The 21138-nt window shown below is 50.8% G+C and carries 24 protein-coding genes; 8 read left to right on the forward strand and 16 right to left on the reverse strand.

What is annotated here, in order from left to right; all coding sequences use genetic code 11:
• Positions 1–340 precede the first annotated feature (340 nt).
• From MD588_RS12370 to cysE, 4 genes are all read left to right on the forward strand, one after another.
• On the forward strand, positions 341–790 hold the full coding sequence (locus tag MD588_RS12370; RefSeq protein ID WP_265697598.1) for a rhodanese-like domain-containing protein: 450 nt from the start codon (positions 341–343) through the stop codon (positions 788–790).
• Between the two features lie 140 nt (positions 791–930).
• Positions 931–1401 carry a protein-export chaperone SecB gene (gene secB / locus MD588_RS12375; RefSeq protein WP_265697599.1) on the forward strand — a complete coding sequence of 157 codons (471 nt, stop codon included), beginning with the start codon at positions 931–933 and terminating at the stop codon, positions 1399–1401.
• A gap of 17 nt (positions 1402–1418) precedes the next feature.
• Entirely contained in the window at positions 1419–2435 is a 1017-nt protein-coding gene (gene gpsA / locus MD588_RS12380; protein ID WP_265697600.1) for an NAD(P)H-dependent glycerol-3-phosphate dehydrogenase, read from the forward strand.
• 121 nt (positions 2436–2556) lie between these two features.
• Positions 2557–3378 (forward strand): serine O-acetyltransferase, encoded by an 822-nt coding sequence (gene cysE, locus MD588_RS12385; protein ID WP_265697601.1) that lies wholly within the window; start codon positions 2557–2559, stop codon positions 3376–3378.
• 73 nt (positions 3379–3451) lie between these two features.
• Here the strand turns inward: cysE and trmL are convergent, their stop codons facing one another.
• The 3 genes from trmL to MD588_RS12400 form a co-directional block, all read right to left on the reverse strand.
• A complete protein-coding gene (gene trmL / locus MD588_RS12390; protein WP_265697602.1) occupies positions 3452–3916 on the reverse strand; it encodes a tRNA (uridine(34)/cytosine(34)/5-carboxymethylaminomethyluridine(34)-2'-O)-methyltransferase TrmL in 465 nt (154 codons plus the stop codon).
• Positions 3917–4016: 100 nt separating this feature from the next.
• Positions 4017–5378: an envelope stress sensor histidine kinase CpxA gene (gene cpxA / locus MD588_RS12395; protein ID WP_265697603.1), complete on the reverse strand. Its 1362-nt coding sequence runs from the start codon at positions 5376–5378 to the stop codon at positions 4017–4019.
• A gap of 52 nt (positions 5379–5430) precedes the next feature.
• Positions 5431–6123: a response regulator gene (locus MD588_RS12400; RefSeq protein ID WP_265697604.1), complete on the reverse strand. Its 693-nt coding sequence runs from the start codon at positions 6121–6123 to the stop codon at positions 5431–5433.
• 206 nt (positions 6124–6329) lie between these two features.
• Between MD588_RS12400 and MD588_RS12405 the strand changes: the two genes are divergently transcribed.
• A complete protein-coding gene (locus MD588_RS12405) occupies positions 6330–6827 on the forward strand; it encodes a CpxP family protein (protein ID WP_265697605.1) in 498 nt (165 codons plus the stop codon).
• A 558-nt stretch (positions 6828–7385) separates the two neighbouring features.
• A complete protein-coding gene (gene pfkA, locus MD588_RS12410; RefSeq protein WP_265697606.1) occupies positions 7386–8348 on the forward strand; it encodes a 6-phosphofructokinase in 963 nt (320 codons plus the stop codon).
• A gap of 122 nt (positions 8349–8470) precedes the next feature.
• Here pfkA and tpiA read toward each other — a convergent pair whose 3' ends face one another.
• On the reverse strand, positions 8471–9241 hold the full coding sequence (gene tpiA / locus MD588_RS12415) for a triose-phosphate isomerase (RefSeq protein ID WP_265697607.1): 771 nt from the start codon (positions 9239–9241) through the stop codon (positions 8471–8473).
• A 380-nt stretch (positions 9242–9621) separates the two neighbouring features.
• Between tpiA and MD588_RS12420 the strand changes: the two genes are divergently transcribed.
• A complete protein-coding gene (locus tag MD588_RS12420; protein ID WP_265697608.1) occupies positions 9622–9969 on the forward strand; it encodes a 5-carboxymethyl-2-hydroxymuconate Delta-isomerase in 348 nt (115 codons plus the stop codon).
• A 29-nt stretch (positions 9970–9998) separates the two neighbouring features.
• On the opposite strand, the gene MD588_RS12425 is transcribed toward MD588_RS12420, so the two are convergent.
• The 7 genes from MD588_RS12425 to MD588_RS12455 all read right to left on the reverse strand — a co-directional run bounded on the left by MD588_RS12425 (position 9999) and on the right by MD588_RS12455 (position 16269).
• Entirely contained in the window at positions 9999–10343 is a 345-nt protein-coding gene (locus MD588_RS12425) for a DUF3135 domain-containing protein (protein ID WP_265697609.1), read from the reverse strand.
• 192 nt (positions 10344–10535) lie between these two features.
• Positions 10536–11279, reverse strand: a complete 744-nt coding sequence (locus tag MD588_RS12430; RefSeq protein ID WP_265697610.1) for a ferredoxin--NADP reductase — start codon at positions 11277–11279, stop codon at positions 10536–10538.
• Between the two features lie 13 nt (positions 11280–11292).
• Complete coding sequence (locus tag MD588_RS12435) at positions 11293–11910, reverse strand: helix-turn-helix transcriptional regulator (protein WP_265697611.1); 618 nt, start codon at positions 11908–11910, stop codon at positions 11293–11295.
• Positions 11911–12097: 187 nt separating this feature from the next.
• Positions 12098–13105 carry a class II fructose-bisphosphatase gene (gene glpX, locus MD588_RS12440; protein ID WP_265697613.1) on the reverse strand — a complete coding sequence of 336 codons (1008 nt, stop codon included), beginning with the start codon at positions 13103–13105 and terminating at the stop codon, positions 12098–12100.
• A 213-nt stretch (positions 13106–13318) separates the two neighbouring features.
• Positions 13319–14833, reverse strand: coding sequence for a glycerol kinase GlpK (gene glpK / locus MD588_RS12445; protein WP_265697615.1), 1515 nt, complete (start codon positions 14831–14833; stop codon positions 13319–13321).
• 44 nt (positions 14834–14877) lie between these two features.
• Positions 14878–15723, reverse strand: a complete 846-nt coding sequence (locus MD588_RS12450; RefSeq protein ID WP_265697616.1) for an MIP/aquaporin family protein — start codon at positions 15721–15723, stop codon at positions 14878–14880.
• A gap of 246 nt (positions 15724–15969) precedes the next feature.
• The gene (locus tag MD588_RS12455; protein WP_265697618.1) at positions 15970–16269 is read right to left on the reverse strand and encodes a hypothetical protein; all 300 of its coding nucleotides are present in this window, start codon (positions 16267–16269) and stop codon (positions 15970–15972) included.
• A 150-nt stretch (positions 16270–16419) separates the two neighbouring features.
• On the opposite strand from MD588_RS12455, the gene zapB reads away from it, so the two are divergent.
• Entirely contained in the window at positions 16420–16662 is a 243-nt protein-coding gene (zapB, locus tag MD588_RS12460; RefSeq protein ID WP_265697619.1) for a cell division protein ZapB, read from the forward strand.
• A gap of 133 nt (positions 16663–16795) precedes the next feature.
• On the opposite strand, the gene rraA is transcribed toward zapB, so the two are convergent.
• The 5 genes from rraA to MD588_RS12485 form a co-directional block, all read right to left on the reverse strand.
• On the reverse strand, positions 16796–17281 hold the full coding sequence (gene rraA / locus MD588_RS12465; protein WP_265697620.1) for a ribonuclease E activity regulator RraA: 486 nt from the start codon (positions 17279–17281) through the stop codon (positions 16796–16798).
• 159 nt (positions 17282–17440) lie between these two features.
• A complete protein-coding gene (locus MD588_RS12470; protein WP_265697621.1) occupies positions 17441–18352 on the reverse strand; it encodes a 1,4-dihydroxy-2-naphthoate polyprenyltransferase in 912 nt (303 codons plus the stop codon).
• 153 nt (positions 18353–18505) lie between these two features.
• Positions 18506–19837, reverse strand: coding sequence for an HslU--HslV peptidase ATPase subunit (gene hslU / locus MD588_RS12475; RefSeq protein ID WP_265697622.1), 1332 nt, complete (start codon positions 19835–19837; stop codon positions 18506–18508).
• Positions 19838–19847: 10 nt separating this feature from the next.
• The gene (gene hslV / locus MD588_RS12480) at positions 19848–20375 is read right to left on the reverse strand and encodes an ATP-dependent protease subunit HslV (protein WP_265697623.1); all 528 of its coding nucleotides are present in this window, start codon (positions 20373–20375) and stop codon (positions 19848–19850) included.
• A gap of 162 nt (positions 20376–20537) precedes the next feature.
• Positions 20538–21116 (reverse strand): SPOR domain-containing protein, encoded by a 579-nt coding sequence (locus MD588_RS12485; protein WP_265697703.1) that lies wholly within the window; start codon positions 21114–21116, stop codon positions 20538–20540.
• Between the last annotated feature and the right edge of the window lie 22 nt (positions 21117–21138).

Below are 21138 nucleotides of genomic sequence, written 5' to 3' on the forward strand. Positions count from 1 at the left end.
TCTGGTTTATGTGTAATTTTACTACAGTTTGTGCCAAAAACTGTAGGGCAAGATCAAACAATGCTGTAAATAGATTGTTATCTTCCTACGTGAAATATATTCATTTCTGACCTGGAGTGTAAGCCCCCCTGGATAGTTTTTTGCTATTTCATTGATAGCTGGGAGCTGAAATTGGTTGTTCAATGCTTATACTATTAACGCCGGAATCGAGTGAGCCATGGCGCGGAATTGTTGTCAGTTGCTGTACAACAAGGTCGGCGAGGGTATACTCAGGTTCCTTTTCATGTGGAGTTTAGCCCTGAATTCAGGTGTCTGGTACTAGGAAAATAGAGCGAAAGTCATGCAGCAATACATCGATTTTGTAACAAGTAATCCAATGCTATCTCTAGCGTGGGTGGGTTTGGCCGTGGCACTTATCGCCTCTTTGGTGAAGCAGAAGGCAGCGGGTTATAAGGTTGTCACCCCAAATGAAGCCACTGTTATGGTGAACCGTGAAGACGGCGTGTTTATCGATATCCGCAGCCGTGACGAATACCGTCAGGGCCACATTGCGGGCGCACTTCACATTTTGCCAAGCCAAATTAAAGATCAGAACATTACCGAGCTTGAAAAGCATAAAACAGCCCCAATCATTGTAGTATGCAAGACAGGTCAGACAGCACAAGAGAGTGCTAACCTGTTACATAAAGCTGGTTTCGAAAATGTAAATCTACTGAAGGATGGCTTGATTTCTTGGAATGAAGCTAATATGCCGCTGATCCGCAGCAAGTCGAATAAAGGTAAGAAGTAATCTTCTTGCTGTACTCGGTAAAGCATCAATAGAGCATTTTCCCAGCTAAGACCGAATTTATGCAGCGCGTGATGATCAATCGTGGTTGCGAATATTTATGATCTCATGTGATGAGATTGAGAGAGAAAAAGGACACTAAAATGGCTGAAGCAGCAAACAACGAAGCACAACAAAACTTCCAAATCCAGCGTATCTTCCTGAAAGATGTTTCTTTTGAAGCGCCAAATTCTCCAGACATGTTCCAGAAAGAATGGAACCCAGATGTAAAACTGGATCTTGATACGCAGAGCCGTGAACTGGGTGAAGGTGTTTTCGAAGTCGTTCTTCGTCTGACAGTGACTGTGAAGAATGCTGACGATACAGCATTCCTGTGTGAAGTTCAGCAGGGCGGTATCTTCTCTGTTGCTGGTATGGAAGCACCACAGCTTGCGCATTGCCTAGGTGCATTCTGCCCGAACATTCTGTTCCCGTATGCACGTGAAACAATCTCAAGCCTAGTGGTTAAGGGTACATTCCCGCAGCTTAACCTGGCTCCAGTTAACTTCGATGCTCTGTTCATGAACTACCTTCAGAACCAAGCGCAAGCTAACCCTGAAAGCACAGAAGCTTAATTAGCTGAATGACCGTTATGAATCAAAGCGACAATAAAGCGATCACGATGACAGTGCTGGGTGCCGGTTCCTACGGTACCTCGCTGGCTATTTCCTTAGCTCGAAACGGAGCCAATATCATCCTGTGGGGCCACGAGCCCGAGCATATGGCGCAGCTTGAAGTTGATCGGGCAAACGAAGCCTTTTTGCCCGGTGTCCCGTTTCCTGAATCACTGATTGTATCGGCTGATTTGGAAGCTGCCGTCAAGGCCAGCCAAGATTTGCTGGTTGTGGTACCAAGCCACGTATTTGGCGAAGTGCTGTCTAATGTGAAACCTTTCCTGCGTGATGATTCGCGTATCTGCTGGGCGACCAAGGGACTTGAGCCTGAAACCGGCCGCCTGCTGAAAGAGGTGGCTGTTGACGCCCTGGGCGAGGATATTCCGCTGGCGGTGCTGTCTGGACCGACGTTTGCCAAAGAGCTGGCTGCGGGGATGCCAACGGCAATCGCGGTTTCCTCTCCCGATGAGACCTTTGTCCGTGAGCTGCAGGAGAAAATTCACTGCAGTAAAACCTTCCGTGTCTACAGCAATACTGATTTTATCGGTATGCAGTTGGGCGGTGCGGTCAAGAACGTGATTGCGATTGGTGCCGGTATGTCTGACGGTATTGGTTTTGGTGCCAATGCCCGTACCGCGCTAATCACCCGAGGTTTGGCTGAAATGTGCCGTCTAGGTGCTGCGCTTGGTGCTCAGCCGGAAACCTTTATGGGGATGGCGGGCCTGGGTGACTTGGTGCTGACATGTACCGATAACCAGTCGCGAAACCGCCGTTTTGGTTTGGCTCTCGGCCAAGGCAATACAGTGGATAAAGCCCAGGAAGAAATTGGCCAGGTGGTTGAAGGTTACCGTAATACCAAAGAGGTCTGGGTACTTTCCCAGCGTTATGGTGTTGAAATGCCGATCACCGAGCAGATCTACCAGGTGCTTTATCAGGGTAAAGATGCCCGAGAAGCCGCCAAGGATCTGCTGGCTCGCGAGAAAAAAGATGAATAGCGGCTTTTAGGCACTGAATAAAAAAGATGGCAACGCGGGCTGATAGCTCGCGTTGTTTTTTTTTCTGAGCGCGTTAAAGTTAAACAGATAACGATTTGATAACAGAAAGACAGAGGGCGATGTGAGGGAATGTCAACAATATCAGGTCTGGCAGGCAATCAAGCGGGAAGCGCGAGAGCAGTCAGAGCAAGAACCGATGTTAGCCAGCTTTTATCATGCAACGATCATCAAGCACGATAACCTAGCCGCTGCGCTAAGTTATATTCTGGCCAACAAACTGGCGACGCCGTCAATGCCGGCCATGGCGGTGCGGGAAGTAGTTGAAGAGGCTTTTGCTGCCGATTGTATGATCACCGAGTCTGCCGCCTGCGATATTCGGGCAGTCGTTGAGCGTGACCCGGCGGTAGAGATGTACTCGATCCCTCTGTTATATCTGAAAGGTTATCATGCCCTGCAGGGCTATCGGGTTGCCAACTGGCTGTGGAAACAGAAACGGGTCGCGCTGGCAGTCTACTTGCAAAACCAAATATCGGTCGCTTGTCAGGTGGATGTTCATCCGGCGGCAACGATTGGTCAGGGGATCATGTTCGACCATGCTACGGGGATTGTCATCGGTGAGACGGCCGTGATCGAAAATGATGTTTCTATTTTGCAGGATGTGACCTTAGGCGGTACGGGTAAGGAAGGCGGTGACCGTCATCCGAAGATCCGCGAAGGGGTCATGATTGGTGCCGGTGCCAAGGTGCTGGGCAACATTGAAGTCGGGGAAGGTGCGAAGATCGGCTCCTGCTCGGTGGTGCTCAATCCGGTGCCGCCGCATACCACAGTGGCAGGCGTGCCGGCGAAAGTTGTTGGCCGACCGAGTAGTGAAAAGCCAGCGATGGATATGGATCAGCAGTTTAACGGTAACGGTCAGACCTTTACGGCGGGCGATGGGATCTGATTCAGGACCCGGACTCTAAAAGACAAAGCGAGGGCCAAGGCTCTCGCTTTTCTATCTCCATAGTCGCCTGGCTCTAGATTGCCCCTTTGAAGCCCAGTTGGCGCCAGGCCTCATAGCCGATGATGGCGGCGGCATTGGATAGGTTCAGACTACGGCTGTCCGGGTGCATCGGAATCCGCAGGCGCTGTTCCAGCGGCAGGCTTTCGATAAGCTCGGCAGGCAGGCCGCGGGTTTCCGGGCCGAACAGTAACACATCGCCTTCTTTGAACTCGGCATTGGTATGGAAGTTGGTGGTCTTGGTGGTGCAGGCAAAAATCCGGCGATCGCCAATCGCAGCCATAAAGGCATCAAAATTTTTGTGGCGGTGCACATGGGCCAAGTCATGGTAGTCCAGTCCGGCACGTCGTAGCTTTTTCTCTTCTAAATCAAAGCCAAGAGGCTCGATCAGGTGCAGGTTGGCGCCACAGTTAGCGCACAGGCGGATTATATTGCCGGTATTGGGTGCAATCTCAGGCTCGTACAGGGCGATATCAAACATGGTATATATTTCAGCTCGTTATTTTGGATATGTTGCTTGGTCATATTGTAGCGAAAAAGAAAGGGGAGCAGACAGCGTAATATCTCGCCTGCTCGCCTTTTTAATTGCTTAGTGGGAGGGTGATAGTCATCTGCAGCCCACCAAGGTGACTGCGACTCGCCCTGATGCTACCGCTGTGCTGGCGGATGGCGCTTTCGGTAATGGCCAACCCGAGGCCGGTACCGCCACTGCTGCGATCCCGCGCCGTTGAGACTCGGTAGAACGGACGGAATATATCCTCTAGCTCATCGTCCGGTACACCTTCACCGTTATCGTCAATGACGATATTGAGCGTGTTTCCTTTGACACTGAAACTCGCCTCAATCACATCGTTACCGTATTTAATGGCATTGCGGACCACATTTTCCAGCGCGCTGATCAACAGGTTGGGGTTACCGCTGATTGGCCACTCTTCCAGGGTATTGTAGCTGAATGTTTTATGGTTTTGTTCAGCTTCAAACCGGGCATCTTCCAGCATCTCATACCACAGCGTGCGGGTATCAGAGTGCTCCCGTTGTTCATGGCTGTTGACCTGCATCCGCGATAACTCCAGTAGTTCCCCTATCATTTTCTCCAGTCGCTCTGCCTCGGTGTCGATGCGGTTTAGTTCTTTGCTTTCCCCTTGCTTGCGCTGTGCCAGTGCCGTGGCCATCCGTAAGCGGGTGAGTGGGGATCGCAGTTCGTGGGAAATATCGGACAGCAATCGTTGCTGGCCACTGATCATCTGGTTGATCGCCTGCACCATCTGGTTAAAGCTGGCACCGGCCTGCTTGAATTCCTTTGGCCCCGATTCCAGTTGCGGATCCGCTTCGAACTGTCCGGTTGCTACCCGTTCGGCGGCCTGCTGGAGCCGGCGGGCAGGAATACTGATTGCCCATGCCAGCCAGAGCAGAAGCGGGGTGCTGATAAGCATCGTCACCAGCAGCAGCTGAAAAGGTTTGTCGAGGATCTGGATGAAAAACGGTGGCGGCTTGCGCCATATCCGCCCGACATACATCAAAATCTCTTGCTGCTGGTGGGTGACCGTGAATGGCCCGGCCATCATCCAGCGTCCGTAGAGCTTTTGCTTTGGCGCGCCAGGGCTGTCGGCCATGGTAATAAAGTTCCGCAGCGCTTTGTTGCGGCCACTGGGAGAAATGATTTCACCGTCTGTGGTGGTGAAATAAAGCTGGAAGCCCTTGTGGCGGTTGTGGTCGGTAAACCGACGCAGTTTGTCCTTGAGCGTTTCGCCCTCATAGGCAATCTTTTCGGAGATGCTGTGAGCGGAAGCCTGAAAGCGCTTGAACTGTGGTTCCGGTATGGTGTGCTGGGCTCGCGGGTCAAATTTTGGCAGCAATACTATCGTTACGACGACAAGCAGTAGTGTTAGCCAGAAAACGGCAAAGATCCGACCATACAGGCTGGAAAAGCGTGGCAGTTTCATCACGAGGCTCCTTCTGGTGCGAGCATGTGTCTCTGCAGTACTATGGACGGCATTATATTTCTTCGACCAATAGGTAGCCCTTGCCGCGTAGGGTTTTTATGCGAGGCTTGCCATCGGATCGTTCCGGAAGTTTCTTACGTAAATTGGATACATGCATATCGATGGCCCGATCAAATTGCGCCAGTCGCTTGCCCAGTACTTCGAGGCTGAGCTCGTTTTTCGCAATGATCTTGCCGGGGTGCTGAATAAAATAGCTGAGCAACGCCAGTTCGGTGCCGGTCATCTCAATAGGCTGCCCTTTGCAGAACACTTCCTGCCGTCCCGGATAGATGTTGATATCTTGGTAAGTCAGGCACTCGGGGGTATTGCGGGATTCTGTCCCCGCGGTTTGGGTGCGGCGCAGGATGGCCCGCATCCGTGCCAGTAATTCCCTGTCGCTAAACGGTTTGGGCAGGTAATCATCGGCCCCCAGTTCCAGTCCTAGGACCCGGTCAATTTCCTCCCCTTTGGCCGTCAGCATCAGTACCGGGGTGGAATAACTCTCGCGTAGCTTTCGCAGCATCTCGGTTCCGTTCATTTTCGGCATCATGACATCCAGCAGGATCAAGTCGATGCTGTCATCGACTTTGCTGAGCCCCTGTTCGCCATTATTGGCCTCGATGATCTCGAACCCTTCCATTTCAAGAATATCAGTGAGCAGTGAAGTCAGCTCCGTGTCGTCATCGACCAGCAGAATTTTAGCCATGATAGTTACCTTATATTCCAGCCCCGCAAAACATCAGTGATTTTGCAACCAGGCAAATGAGATAGCACCAGTATCTCTAAACAGCCGCGTTGAGCCAAGTTTCTGTCAGCGGGCTTTACGCAGCTTTACGTTTTACAGACAGCAGTTTACCTAGCCGAGAGTATTCTAAACCTATACCCGCTGACCGACATTTGGAGAAGAACATCATGACAACATTCAAAAAAACACTGCTAATGGCAATTGCGCTTCCTCTGGCTTTGGGTTCTGCCTCTGCGCTGGCGTTTGGCGGCAACAACCATAACGGCGGCCACCATGGTGGAAAAGGCTATTGCGGTGGCGGCCACGAAGGCCGCAAGGTCTTCAAGGAGCTGGATCTGACCGATACGCAGAAACAGCAGATGAAAACCTTGCGTCAGGCAAACCGCGATACCATGAAAGCCAATTTTAGTGAAAAACGTGCGGCGATGCAGGCCAATCATCAGCAGATGCAGGCATTGATGCTGGCTGAAGATTTCGATGAAAATGCGGTACGTGATCTGGCCCAGAAAATGTCGGAGCAGCAGGTTGAGCACCGAGTTGCGATGATGGAGAAGCGTCACGAAATGCTTAATATCCTGACCCCGGAGCAAAAGGTCAAGTACCAGCAGTTGCAGGCTGAACGTGCCGAGAAGTGTGAAGCTCGCTGGGCTGAAAAAAATCAGTAATTACCATACTGCTAGAGAGCCGCGACCTAGGTTGCGGCTTTTTTCGTTTTGTTATCGCGATCTAATCTGGCATGAAATTTATGTTCAACGCTATTTTTGTTATTAATTTTCATCGTAAAAAAGCTATACTGCGGAACATTGCCCAGTGAGTGCTTATGAACAGGCGTGATTATCATGGATGAAAATACACAATTGCCCACGGTTATCACTCTCCCTCATACACAACTGGTGGCTCTGATGACAGGATATATACTTAATGCATGAACTAACTCTGCTGCTTGGAGTGGGGTTCTGCTAGGTCGTCAACCAGAATGCTAACAGTTTCGTTTCATATCCGTTGCCAAATCAGGCAAATATCACTCGGCTGGCTGAAGTCAGAGATGATCGTGATGTGAATCAACAAATTTTTTTATCAAAATTGTAATACTCTTACATTAGTAGGAAAGTTACAGTTTACACGAGCATAAGCTATACATATCGGCTTATGGCACCGAGAGGGGGAACCTCGGTAACTCGTGCCGGATTTGAATTTTCAATTCCCAAAGTCAGAGGGTAACCATGATTAAAAAGATTGGTGTATTGACCAGTGGTGGTGACGCACCTGGTATGAATGCGGCAGTTCGCGGTGTTGTTCGCGCTGCATTGTCAGAAGGCCTGGAAGTGTATGGTGTATATGACGGCTATCAGGGCCTGCACCAGAACCGTATTGAAAAGCTGAATCGCCAAAGCGTATCAGACGTGATCAATAAGGGCGGTACATTCTTGGGTTCAGCACGTTTTCCTGAATTCAAAGATGAGAAGGTACGTGCTCAGGCTATCGAGAACCTGAAAATCCACGGCATCGACGCATTGGTTGTTATCGGTGGTGATGGCTCATACATGGGTGCGAAGAAGCTGACTGAAATGGGCTACCCATGTATCGGTCTGCCTGGCACTATCGATAACGATGTTGCTGGTACTGACTACACAATCGGTTACCTGACGGCACTGAACACGGTTATCGATGCGATTGACCGTCTGCGTGATACGTCTTCTTCTCACCAGCGTATTTCTATTGTTGAAGTCATGGGCCGTCATTGTGGTGATCTTACCCTGATGTCTGCGATTGCCGGTGGTTGTGAGTACATCATCACACCGGAAACCGGTTTGAACAAAGAAGAGTTGCTGGCGAAGATCAAAGAAGGGATCTACAAAGGCAAGAAGCACGCCATCATCGCGCTTACCGAGCTGATGACTGATGCCAACGAACTGGCGAAGTACATCGAAGACGAGACTGGCCGCGAGACACGTGCAACTGTTCTTGGCCATATTCAGCGTGGCGGTCAGCCAACGGCATTTGACCGTATCCTTGCTTCACGTATGGGTGCGTACGCTGTTGAGCTGCTGATACAGGGCGAAGGTGGTCGTTGTGTGGGTATCCAGAATGAAAAAATGGTTCACCACGACATCATCGATGCGATCGAGAACATGAAGCGTCCGGTTCGCAAAGATCTGTACGAGTTAGCCGACAAACTGTTCTAAGACAGTTGTTGCTGATTGATAAAAAAGCCGGCTTTCGAGTCGGCTTTTTTGTCTCAGCTTTAGCCTGATATAAAAAAGGCCACCCGAAGGTGACCTCTATCATTATCATCAATCAGGGATGATTATTTTTTTGCTTCAGCGGCTGCTTTAGCGATAGCTGCGAAGCTTGCTGCGTCTAGCGCTGCACCGCCAACTAGCGCACCGTCGATGTCTGGCTGTGCGAAGTATGCTGCTGCGTTTTCAGGCTTAACAGAACCGCCGTACTGGATCACAACGTTCTTAGCTACTTCTTCACTTTGCTCTGCGATGTGAGCACGGATTTCAGCGTGGATGCGCTGTGCATCGTCAGCGGTTGCTGCTTTACCAGTACCGATTGCCCAGATTGGTTCGTATGCGATGATTGCGCCGTTTAGTGCTTCAACACCTTGAGTTTTGATCACTGCGTCGATTTGACGAGCACAAACTGCAACTGTTTCGCCAGCTTCGTTTTGTGCTTCAGATTCACCGATACAAAGAACAGGCGTTAGGCCGTGCTCTTTTAGGAATGCAAATTTCTTAGCAACAAACTCGTCTGATTCGTTGTGGTATTCACGACGCTCAGAGTGACCGATGATGATGTGGCTTGCACCGAAGTCTTTTAGCATTTCAGGAGAGATATCACCTGTGAACGCACCGCTTGCGTTTACGTCAACATTCTGTGCACCAAGAATGATTTTGCTCTCACCTTTGCCGATTAGCTGCTCAGCTAGGTCAAGGTACATTGCTGGTGGAGCTACTGCTACGTCAACACCGTCAACACCTTTCAGTTCAGCATCAAGGCCCTTAAGTAGGTTAGATACCATTTCCTTGCTACCGTTTAGCTTCCAGTTACCCATAACCACAGGATGGCGCATAGCTTTTCTCCAAATCAATTTGATGTAAAAAATAATACCAAAAAGCGTAATTCTCTGATCGGCTCAGACAACTATGCTGTTTGGTATCCAGCCATTTTGTAAAAATATAACAGCTTAGGTTGATACTTTTACTGTCCAAAATCATTTCTGTGCTTGGTTGTACCTTTTTCAACATCAAAAGTGAACTATTGAGCCGGAAATATTTTTAAATATTTCATATCGGCCGAAGAATAAGATGAAAAAAGACAGTGATCGCTGGTTGAAATATAGCCTATTTGTTTAGCCTGTCAGCAAAGAATCGGGTAAATTGACTTGGTGTCATACAGATATTCTTTATTTTTATTTGATTACAGTATGTTATGGCTATCATGGAGGACGTTGTGCCGAATCTCATTATGGAATTTGCCGATCCGGTTGCCGAGCGGGTAAATGTACCGGGTTTATTGGAAGACTTACATCAGACCTTACTATCATGCGGTTTATTCGAACCGGACTCGATAAAGTCTCGCAGTTATCCCTGCCATACCTGGCTGGTTGGCGCCGAGGGAGACTTGAATACCTTCATCCACATCGAGCTGAGCATGCTGTCTGGCCGTCGTCCGGAGCAAAAACGCGATTTGGCCAGAAGCCTGATAACGGTGCTGGAGCATCATGCCAGTACGATCAATAGCCTGACGGTCGATATTCGGGATATGGACCGGGACAGCTTTATCAAGGTCAGTTGCTAATCAGGTTTTAACTACCTTGGCGCAGCCTGCTATTGCTGTGTTTTTGGCTGGTGTTTGTCTGGCTGCGGCGGGCGGGAAAACGGCTTAATATCGGCCTGGTGCTGGGTTAGCGTTTCTGGGGCATTTAGGGCCTGGGCAAAGCGCTTGAGTTGTGACTGCAGCTCCGACATCAACAGGATATTGGTGTGGTTGGGGTTCTTCCCCTTGGCTATCACCTGGTTGATATGGCTCATCTGGGCTCGCAGCCGTGGTTGCATCGCCTGGCTGGCGTTACTGATGATCTCCTCGCTCATAGCCAGCCGTAATGCTTCCAGCTCATCCGGTGCATTCTCGGCCATTTTTTTTAGCTCATCAAACGATGGTAAGGTTTGCATAACGAATCCCCTGTACAGCTAATGCTATAGCTTTCGTCGCTATCCGGGCTGGATCCAGCGACGATATTGGTATGAGTTATGCTTTAAAGGTAGCCAGCCCGCTTGAGGCAGACTGACTCATTTTTGAGATACACGGTGAGACGGTTGTGAGACAAACAGATGTATTTGCTGTTTGCGGAGGCAATCGCTGGTTTACCAGTAGTGCTCCATCGTGATTTGCCCTGGCTTGCGGCGCAGGTTTTTGACAAAGCCCATCGACTCGAGCACAGCTTTGGTTTCTCTTACCATATCAGGGTTGCCACATAGCATGATCTGGCTTTGTTTTGGGCTGAGTTGCAGGCCGATATGGCGCTCTAGCATACCATCGGCAATGGCAAGCGGGATACGGCCGGCCATTGCAAGCGGAGCCGGTTCACGACTGACAAAGGGCTGAACAATGAGCTGGTCGGGATATTGGGCTTTGAGTTCGTTGATTTCGGCCTGGTAGCTGAGATCGGCGGCATAACGGACCGCATGGATCAGGACGACCTTACGGAACCGGCGCCAGACATCGGGTTCGCGCAGGATTGACAGGTAAGGACCGATCGCCGTGCCGGTTGCCAGCAGCCAGAGATGCTCGCTGTCGGGAACTTCATTGAGGGTAAAGTAGCCATTGGCTCGGGCCGATATGAAGACGGTATCGCCCTCTTTTAAGGCGTGCAGGCGGGGCGAGAGCAAGCCGTCGGCCACCCGGGTCGCGTAGATTTCGATGTCATCGCTGCTGGGGGGATTCACAAACGAGTACGCCCGCTGGATCATTTTGCCGTCAATTTCCAGCCCAAGCTTGGTAAATTGTCCGGCTTTGAAGGGTTCGATATTTGCGCGCAAGACGAGACTAAATAAGTCGCTATTCCAGTGGCGATTTTTAGTAACCTCTGCAGGGATCCAGTCAGCCATAATCTTCTCCTAATTATGATTTTTGTATTCGATAAGCGCAGCGCCTCTCTCCGGCAATAATGTGTTCGTTTCTTTCTATACGGAACTCGTTACCCAACAGGAGTTGGAAAATATTGAGTTCCGACTTACAAAGTGAAGGACAGCGTGCGGCCGCATGGCAAATCGGGCAGTGGTTTTCTACCAAAATGAAATCGTCACCTTCCTGGTGCAACTGGGCCATGTAGCCTTCCTGCTCCCTCAGTGTTGTCAGTCTTTCAAGTTTTTCTTTTACATCAGAGCAGTCTGCCAGCGCATTCTGATATTGTTCAAAGGTTTGACTCTCTCTGCGCTCAACCACCTGGTGCAGGCCGTTGGCGCCAAAAATGTCCTCGACAGAATCAAGCATTTGAATAATAAGCTCGCCATGACGATCAGCAAAACGGCGATGAGCCTTGCTGGTCAGGTTCCAGTGCCGCGTTGGCCGGCCGACTTTGGCTTTGATATCCTGGTAGTCCACCAGGCCATCTTCTTCCAGCCCCTGCAAATGCTGCCGCACGCCCATCGTGGTCAGGTTGAACTCCTCGGCCAGCACTTTTGCAGTGACAGGGCCTTCTCGCTTCATGCGATAGAGTATTTTGTCTATGGTCTTCATATCAGCTGTTTTTTCCTTCATTGTTATTATTATGTAGTCAGCTCAGTAAATAAAGCAACAACCTTACAAAGTAAAGTGTATCGTTTATGCGTCTGAAAGGAGAGGGCTGGGTAGGAAGCTTGCAGAGTAAATAGACAAAAGGGCGCACTTTTTCAAGCACGCCCTTGAGTTTGAAACAGGGGAGGAGCTACAGGATGTGGCCTTTGATGGCGTCGTCCTTGCGATCCAAATAGTGGGTCGACTTAATACGGCGGATTGTTCGGCATTTACCACGGATCAACAGGGTTTCAGTGGTGGCAATGTTACCCTGACGGCTAATACCGTCCAGCAGATCACCTTTGGTGATGCCGGTTCCGGCAAAGATCACGTTATCGCTCTGTGCCATATCTTCCATACGCAGTCGTTTGTTTGGCTCGATACCCATCTCGCGGCAGCGGTCGATTTCGATTTGGCCGAGCTGGCGGTTTTCCTCGTTGTCGCCTTTGACTTCGTGGCGAGGCAGCAACCGGCCATGCATGTCTCCACCCAAGGCGCGGATAGCCGCTGCTGAGACGACGCCTTCCGGCGCGCCACCGATGCAGTACATCACGTCGACTTCACTGTCTGGCATACAGGTCAGGATTGAGGCGGCAACATCGCCGTCAGGGACAGCAAAGACACGGACACCCATGGCCTGCATTTCTGCAATGACGCCATCGTGACGAGGCTTGGCCAGCGTGGTGACAACCAATGTATCGAGTGTCTTGTCCAGTGCCGCGGCAATTTTTTCCAGGTTGACTGCCAGCGGCTGATCCAGATCGATTGCCCCTTTGGCTGCCGGTCCGACAACCAGCTTTTCCATGTACATATCTGGCGCTTTCAGGAACGAACCTTTTTCACCGGCCGCCAATACAGCCAATGCATTATTCTGGCCCATCGCTGTCATGCGGGTACCTTCGATAGGATCGACCGCGATGTCGACTGCATCGCCACCGGTTCCAACTTTCTCGCCGATATACAGCATTGGCGCTTCATCAATTTCGCCTTCACCGATAACAATTTCACCTTCAATTTCGGTCTGATTCAGAAGGGTGCGCATTACCTCGACAGCTGCGCCATCGGCTGCGTTTTTATCGCCTCGGCCAAGCCATTTGTAGCCAGCCAGTGCTGCACCTTCAGTGACACGGGAAAATGCCATTGCTAAATCGCGTTTCATGGTTACTCCAGAAATAGAAATCAGTGGGCTAAAAAATCTGGCGCGATTCTATCACAGCTCGGAGTGAAACGTTTGCGTAAATTTGTTTTGCCCCAAGAGGCTGGATATCCGCGAAGATAAACACACTTTTACTATGACCAAATACAGCGGTATCAAGATAAAAAAAGGCCTGCATCTGCAGGCCTTCTGAGAATGATGGAACTGTGGGGGGGATTAGATATCTTCTTCGACCGCCCAGCCTTTCGCGCACTCAACGGCACGTTTCCAGCCCTTATAGCGACGCTCACGTTTCTGATCATCAGTACAAGGGATGAAACCACGATCCAGTACGGCTTTATCCTTCAGCTCATCAATGCTGCCCCAGAAGCCAACGGCAAGGCCGGCAAGATAGCCTGCACCCAATGCGGTCACTTCGGTCACCACAGGGCGGTGAACCTCAGTGGCCAGAATGTCTGACTGGAACTGCATCAGGAAGTTGTTGGCAACGGCACCGCCATCAACACGTAGCGAGGCCAGGTTGATACCGGAGTCAGCCTGCATGGCATCTAGTACATCGCGGGTCTGGTAAGCGACACTTTCAAGTGTGGCACGGATAATATGGTTGGAGTTGACCCCACGAGTAAGGCCTACGATGGCACCACGTGCATACGGGTCCCAATACGGCGCGCCGAGGCCAGTAAAGGCCGGTACTACATAGACACCATTTGCGCTGCCCACTTTCTCGGCAAAGTATTCTGAGTCCTTGGCATCATCAAGCAGTTTCACCTCGTCGCGTAACCACTGGATTGAAGCCCCCCCCATGAATACTGCACCTTCAAGGGCGTAAGCCACATCTCCTTGTGGGCCGCAGGCCAAAGTGGTTAGCAGGCCATTATGCGAGGTGACTTTTTCCTTGCCGGTGTTCATCAGTAGGAAGCAGCCGGTACCGTAAGTGTTCTTCGCCTGGCCGGGCTCGACACACATCTGGCCGAACAAGGCTGCCTGCTGGTCGCCTGCAATGCCGGCGATAGGAATACGGGTACCGCCCTTGCCCCCGATGTTGGTCTGGCCGTAAACTTCTGACGATGCCTTCACTTCCGGCATCATTGAGAGCGGAATATCCAGTGCCTTCAGCAGTTTCTCATCCCATTGCATGGTATTAATGTTAAATACCATGGTACGTGAAGCATTGGTGTAGTCGGTAACGTGTACGCGTCCCTGGGTCATTTTCCAGATCAACCAGGTATCGACGGTACCGAATAGCAGGTTACCGGCTTCGGCTTCTTCGCGTGCACCTTCGACGTTATCGAGGATCCATTTGATTTTGGTGCCCGAGAAATAAGGGTCAACGACCAGGCCAGTGTTGTCTCTGATGTATTCTTCTAGCCCCTGATCTTTCAATGTCTCACAGATATCGGCGGTACGGCGGCACTGCCAGACAATGGCATTGTAGACTGGCTTGCCAGTGTTTTTATCCCATACGATAGTTGTTTCACGCTGGTTGGTGATACCGATACCGGCAACCTGATCGGAGCGAATTCCGGCCTTAGCGAGGGCTTCGACCAGCGTTGAACTTTGTGTCGCATAGATTTCGAGAGGATCATGCTCAACCCATCCAGCTTTAGGATAGATTTGAGTAAATTCGCGTTGTGATGAGCACACAATATTGGCGTTGTGGTCCAGCACAACGGCGCGGGAGCTGGTAGTACCCTGATCAAGTGCAACAATGTACTTTTGCTCAGTTGTCATGATGGTTTCCTCTAATTTTAATTATATAAGGGTAGTAGAGAGATTTATGCTTTTGCTGCTTCTGCGTCGTCAGCCGTTTCGCTCTGGCTTGCCTCGGCGTTGCCTGGCAGATAAGCACCGATGACTTTCGGGTATAGCCAACCGCCAAAGGCGGCACCACAGATCGGCGCCAAAATCGGCACAATCATGTAGGGAATATCTTTACCACCAGTCAGAGCCATATCGCCCCAACCAGCAAGGAAGGCAAAGAACTTAGGGCCGAAGTCACGAGCCGGGTTCATGGCAAAACCAGTTAGTGGGCCGAGCGAGCCACCGATCACCGCGATCAGAATACCAATCATTAGCGGGGCCATCGCGCCACGAGGTGCTCCGTTTTTGTCATCTGTCAGTGCAAGAATGGCAAACATCAGCACTGCCGTGATTACAAATTCAACCGCAAAGGCACCACCGAAAGACAGGGCAGCATGTGGGTAGGTTGAGAAGATACCGGCGGTTGCAAGACTTGCCTCGCTGCCGCGTACAATCTGATTGGTCGCTTCAAACTCGACAAACAGGTTGCTGTACAGGCTGTAAATCAACGCGGCGGTACAGAATGCCCCCAGCATTTGAGCGGCGATATAAGGTGCAACCTTGCGTTTGTCAAAGCCGTGAAAAAGAGCGAGTGCAATGGTTACAGCTGGGTTGATATGGGCACCGGACACGCCTGCGGTGCAATAGATAGCGATCGCCACCCCTAGTCCCCACATAATACTAATTTCCCATTGGCCGAATTCAGCCCCGGTCAGTACCAGTGCCGCGACGCAGCCAACACCAAAGAAAATCAGTAGCCCTGTCCCTATAAACTCAGCGATACATTCGCCAAGCAGCGTATGTTGTTTTGGAGTTGTCATTTTTCAGTCCTTTTGTCGATGTCGTAGGGGTTTTTCTTTTATATTTTTTATTCGGATTTAATGTACGCGATTTATACATCTTTGAAACATCATTGGTTGAAAAATGTGCGTTCGAGCATAAAAGTAATTCGTATTTTGCGCGTTCGCGCAATCGGTTGCGATTTTTTGCTATGGTAACGAATTTTTAGGAATCGTATGCATCGTGGTGATTATTTGTGACGGGACTTTGTTGTTAACGTTATGAATTTAAAATAAAAAATCCGACCTTGAAAAGGTCGGATGTGCCAATAGGGCAAGATCTTGGATAATTCCAAGAGAGATACGATCACAATAAAAATTAGCATGGCAATCCTGCATTAAAATAGAGTTAGATCGCAATTTTAAGCATTCCGCCGTACCCAGCGCGCGCTTTTCAGCGCGAATGCTCAGTTCCTCTGCACCATGGTGAAAAATTACTGCTATTGAGGGACAGATCTTGCCGTTGACGGGCTGAGGAGAGCTGGCTTGTTGTTGGCGGTAAGCAAAATTATCATCAGAATTGTGCAAATTTCCCCCAGTTGTTGCAAAGTGGTGGATTTGTAGATGCTAGAAGGCGGCGGCCTCGCTAGAATAGGTGCAAAAGTAACGTAAACATGCCTGTGGGATATTGCCTTAACGGTTTAAGGTAAGAAGATAGGCTGAGATCAGGTGAACAATATGTCATTAGAAATGTTGGAAAAGCTGGAAGCCAAAGTGCAAATGGCTGTTGATGCAATTTCTCTGCTACAAATGGAAATTGAAGAACTAAAAGAACAAAACGAGAGCCTGTCGACTGAAGCTCAAGAGCTGCGTTCTGGCCGTGAAGCGCTAGAGCAAGACAATGCTAAACTGCGAGATGACCACCAGGCATGGCAGGATCGTGTTCGCACCTTGCTGGGCAAGATGGACCACGTAGAATAAAAAACAGAGCCGACAGGCTCTGTTTTTTTATCTGCTATCGATTCGAGCAGGTTCCGAAGTTAGTCGGTACTGACTGTAATAACCGGAGCCTGTTCTCGTTCTAGCATCTGTTTGTTATTACTCCGAACCGAGATCACTCGATATCGAGCGGTTCCGGTGACAGAATGACTCCGGTACTGTCGGCGTAAATATGGTCTTCCGGCAGGAAGGTTACCCCGCCAAAATTCACCGCGATATCGACTTCGCCAATCCCTTGCTGATCTGCTCCTACCGGGATGGAAGCCATCGCCTGGATGCCGACCTCCAGCTCGTCCAGATCATCGACATGGCGGACACAGCCGTAAACGATCAACCCTTCCCATTCATTGCTGGCGGCAAGCTGAGCCACCTCGGCATCAACCAAAGCGCGTCGCAATGAGCCGCCACCATCGATCAGTAACACGCGGCCGACACCGGACTGCTGCAGCACATCACGGATCAGACCATTATCTTCAAAACACTTGATGGTGGTTACCTGGCCGCCAAATGAACTGCGACCGCCATAAGAACTGAACATAGGCTCAACCACATCGACTTGGTCGAGGTAAATGTCGCATAGTTCGGACGTATTATATTCCATAAGTTCGCTTCTTCTTGTGGCAATAGAAAGAGGTGGTTTACCGCTGGCATAAGCGCACAGCTTACTGCTAGCTGATTGTATAACCTGCTGAAAGTATAACCAGCCGAGAAGGCATTGCAATAATGCCCCTCACAAAGCAGGGGCAAACTTGCGGGCGCTTCAGGAGGCCGCCAGCACGACGCCGGCTGCAAACAGCAGGTTAGTTAGCAAGGCGCACTTAACCATGGTCGCCATCATCGGGCGCAGTGCCGCACCGTCTGCCGACTGCAGTACCTGCTTGCCGTGCTTAAACAGTAAAGGGGCGCTCAAGACAAACAGCCAGCCGAAAGGCGAGTGCAGTTCCAGAGCGGCAAATAATGCCAGGCAGATCACGCTGCCTGCCAACAGGAACAGGTGATATTTACGGCCCCAGTCAGGTCCCATGCGCACAGCCAACGTCAGTTTGCCACAGGCACGATCATTATCGATATCACGCAGATTATTGATATTTAATACACCAACGGCCAGTAATCCACAGGCTGTGGCTGGTAGCATGATGATCGAGTCAATCTGTCCGGCCTGGAGGTAATAGGTACCGGCGACGCCTAGCCAGCCAAAAAACATCAGTACCGACAGGTCGCCCAGGCCACGGTAGCCATAGGGCTTGTTGCCAACGGTATAGGCAATCGAGGCAGCAATGGCCATCAGTCCTAGGAGCATAAAGCCGAACATGTCCTGCAAGTTATTACAGGCGATAAAAATCAGGCTCAGACCGCTGGCAATGGTCAGAACTATATTGAGGATCATTGCGTTGCGCATCGCCGACGGCGTCACCATGCCTGACTGTATGGCGCGTTGCGGGCCCAGGCGGTGTTCGTTATCGGTGCCTTTGACAGCATCGCCATAATCATTGGCCAGATTCGACAGGATCTGGAGTAAGAGCGCGGTCAGCAGAGCCAGGCCTGCGACTAAAGCAGAGAAACTTCCTTGCCATCCTGCTACTGCACTTCCGCATACAATGGATGCGATGGCCAATGGCAGGGTTTTTGGCCGTGCTGCATCAAGCCAGATTGCGAGTGAAGATGATTTCATAATGTGCTTATTTCGGAATCAGTCGAGACTGTATTATGGCGAAAATGCAGCGATCGGCAACTATATCGGCACAATGTTTGTTTAAGAACAAAAAAACGGTGCCGAATGGCACCGTTCCTATCACTTTTGTCAGTCTTGTTAATACAGAGTGACTTAAAGAATAAAGCGGCTTAAATCTTCGTCTTCGACCAGCTCGCCAAGTCGTTCGCTGACATAGGCCGCATCGATGATCAGTTTGTCACCGGCTTTTTCTGTAGCATCGAAAGATAACTCTTCCATCAGGCGTTCCATGACCGTGTGCAGGCGACGGGCACCGATGTTCTCGGTACGCTCGTTGACCTGCCAGGCGGCATCGGCCAGCTTGTTGATACCGTCTTCGGTGAACTCGATATCGACAGATTCCGTCGCCATCAGCGCCTTGTACTGTTCCGTCAGGGAGGCATTAGGCTCGGTCAGAATACGCTTGAAGTCGCTGCTGGTCAGGGCTTCTAGCTCGACGCGGATCGGCAGGCGGCCCTGCAGTTCAGGGATCAGATCTGAGGGTTTTGCCATCTGGAATGCACCGGAAGCAACAAACAGGATATGGTCGGTTTTGACCATGCCGTGCTTGGTCGATACCGTACTGCCTTCGACCAGCGGTAGTAGATCACGCTGAACGCCTTCACGGGAAACGTCAGGACCGGATGCTTCAGCACGTTTGCAGATTTTGTCGATTTCGTCGAGGAACACGATGCCGTTATTTTCAACCGAGAAGATGGCCTGTTCTTTCAGCTCTTCTTGGTTGACCAGCTTCGCGGCTTCCTCTTCGGTTGCTGCCTTCATAGCGTCTTTGATTTTCATCTTACGCTTTTTGGTGGTATTACCGGCCAGGTTTTGGAACATGCCCTGTAGCTGGTTGGTCATGTCTTCCATACCCGGAGGAGCCATGATCTCGACACCCATTTGCGGCGCTGCAACGTCGATTTCGATCTCTTTGTCGTCCAGCTTGCCTTCGCGCAGTTTCTTGCGGAAAGACTGGCGAGCGGCCGAACTGCTGTCGGCTTCTTCGTTCTGGCCCCAGGCATCACGTGCCGGCGGCAGCAGAATATCAAGAATACGCTCTTCGGCATGTTCCTCGGCGCGGAAGCGGACCTTGTCCATCGCCTGCTGGTGGGTCATTTTCACTGCCACATCCGTCAGATCACGGATGATGGTTTCAACTTCCTTGCCGACGTAGCCCACTTCGGTGAACTTGGTGGCTTCAACCTTGATGAATGGTGCATTGGCCAGCTTGGCCAGACGGCGGGCAATTTCGGTTTTACCGACACCGGTCGGGCCGATCATCAGAATGTTCTTCGGGGTTACTTCCACACGCAGCTCTTCAGGAAGCTGCATGCGGCGCCAGCGGTTACGCAGGGCAATGGCCACAGCGCGCTTGGCATTGTCTTGACCGATGATATGGCGATCAAGCTCATGGACGATTTCGCGTGGAGTCATCTCGGACATTACGGCTTCCTTACTTGGCATCAAGCTCTTCGATGGTGTGGTGGTGGTTGGTGAACACACAGATATCACCGGCAATATTCAGTGATTTTTCTGCAATTTCACGGGCACTCAGATCGGTGTTTTCCAGCAGGGCAGTCGCTGCGGCCTGCGCAAAGTTACCACCAGAGCCGATAGCGATAAGATCATGTTCTGGCTGAACCACGTCACCATTACCGGTGATGATCAGGGAGCCGGTTTCATCGGCAACAGCCAGCAGGGCCTCGAGCTTGCGAAGCATACGGTCGGTGCGCCAGTCTTTGGCCAGTTCCACCGCCGCCTTGAGAAGGTGGCCCTGGTGCATTTCCAGCTTGCGCTCAAAACGCTCGAATAGGGTGAAGGCATCAGCAGTGCCGCCGGCAAAGCCTGCAAGAACTTTGTTGTTATATAAACGGCGCACTTTGCGAGCGTTACCTTTCATAACGGTATTGCCCAGGGAAACCTGGCCATCACCAGCGATAACGACTTTACCGTTTCGACGTACAGATACGATAGTTGTCACGGTTTTACCTCTTTGAGTCTCTCCGGCCTATGCCGGTATTACTGTTTATCTGGGGATGGGGAGATATTTTTTCAAGGTATCAATGACGGAAAAAGAAAAGGATGCCTTCGCATCCTTTTCTTATATCAGTGTAGACAATCAGTGTCTTTAGCTCGGAGGGGGTTATTCCCAGAACCAGATCGCACAGGGTTCGATACCTGCCCGGCGCAGCATGTTGCGGTCACTTTCGGCTTTGCGTTTTTGCGGGTAGGGACCAAGGATCACTCGGTACCAGCTACCTTTCTCTCCCTGGCTGACTTTGATTTGGCTGGTCAGCCCCTGGAAGGCAATCATCGCCTTGCGCTGTTCGGCCTGATCTTTGCTGCGGTAGGCGCCACATTGCATCAGGTACGGGCGGGTTGGCTGTTGCTCTTTTTTAGTTTCAACCTGAACTTCTTTGTTTTCCAGCTCTTCAATATAGCGCCACTTCTCTTCCGGCTTCGGCGGCAAGACTTTTTCCTGTGGCTTTGCTTTAGGTTTGGTCTGTGGCTTGGGAACCGGTTTCGGCTTAACGGTCTCTGGCTGAGGTTGGGGAGCCGGTGACGTTGACAGGAAATACAGGCCATAACCCAGCGCACCGACCAGGCAGAGTGCAATGAGGGCCCATTTTATCGGGAAACCGCCGGATGCCGGAGCTTTGCGATTGTTGCGGGCTGGCTTTTTCGGCGAGCGTCCGCGCTTTACATAATCTTTGGTGGCCACAGTAATGATATACACAACGGGA

Origin of the sequence: Photobacterium obscurum (assembly GCF_026191635.1) — a bacterium.
Taxonomy (GTDB): Bacteria; Pseudomonadota; Gammaproteobacteria; order Enterobacterales; family Vibrionaceae; genus Photobacterium; species Photobacterium obscurum.

Coding starts and splice junctions, on each gene's coding strand:
- MD588_RS12370 (WP_265697598.1), top strand. CDS start 341: ATGCAGCAATACATCGATTTTGTAACAAGTAATCCAATGCTATCTCTA.
- secB (WP_265697599.1), top strand. CDS start 931: ATGGCTGAAGCAGCAAACAACGAAGCACAACAAAACTTCCAAATCCAG.
- gpsA (WP_265697600.1), top strand. CDS start 1,419: ATGAATCAAAGCGACAATAAAGCGATCACGATGACAGTGCTGGGTGCC.
- trmL (WP_265697602.1), bottom strand. CDS start 3,916: ATGTTTGATATCGCCCTGTACGAGCCTGAGATTGCACCCAATACCGGC.
- cpxA (WP_265697603.1), bottom strand. CDS start 5,378: ATGAAACTGCCACGCTTTTCCAGCCTGTATGGTCGGATCTTTGCCGTT.
- MD588_RS12400 (WP_265697604.1), bottom strand. CDS start 6,123: ATGGCTAAAATTCTGCTGGTCGATGACGACACGGAGCTGACTTCACTG.
- MD588_RS12405 (WP_265697605.1), top strand. CDS start 6,330: ATGACAACATTCAAAAAAACACTGCTAATGGCAATTGCGCTTCCTCTG.
- pfkA (WP_265697606.1), top strand. CDS start 7,386: ATGATTAAAAAGATTGGTGTATTGACCAGTGGTGGTGACGCACCTGGT.
- tpiA (WP_265697607.1), bottom strand. CDS start 9,241: ATGCGCCATCCTGTGGTTATGGGTAACTGGAAGCTAAACGGTAGCAAG.
- MD588_RS12425 (WP_265697609.1), bottom strand. CDS start 10,343: ATGCAAACCTTACCATCGTTTGATGAGCTAAAAAAAATGGCCGAGAAT.
- MD588_RS12430 (WP_265697610.1), bottom strand. CDS start 11,279: ATGGCTGACTGGATCCCTGCAGAGGTTACTAAAAATCGCCACTGGAAT.
- MD588_RS12435 (WP_265697611.1), bottom strand. CDS start 11,910: ATGAAGACCATAGACAAAATACTCTATCGCATGAAGCGAGAAGGCCCT.
- glpX (WP_265697613.1), bottom strand. CDS start 13,105: ATGAAACGCGATTTAGCAATGGCATTTTCCCGTGTCACTGAAGGTGCA.
- glpK (WP_265697615.1), bottom strand. CDS start 14,833: ATGACAACTGAGCAAAAGTACATTGTTGCACTTGATCAGGGTACTACC.
- MD588_RS12450 (WP_265697616.1), bottom strand. CDS start 15,723: ATGACAACTCCAAAACAACATACGCTGCTTGGCGAATGTATCGCTGAG.
- zapB (WP_265697619.1), top strand. CDS start 16,420: ATGTCATTAGAAATGTTGGAAAAGCTGGAAGCCAAAGTGCAAATGGCT.
- rraA (WP_265697620.1), bottom strand. CDS start 17,281: ATGGAATATAATACGTCCGAACTATGCGACATTTACCTCGACCAAGTC.
- MD588_RS12470 (WP_265697621.1), bottom strand. CDS start 18,352: ATGAAATCATCTTCACTCGCAATCTGGCTTGATGCAGCACGGCCAAAA.
- hslU (WP_265697622.1), bottom strand. CDS start 19,837: ATGTCCGAGATGACTCCACGCGAAATCGTCCATGAGCTTGATCGCCAT.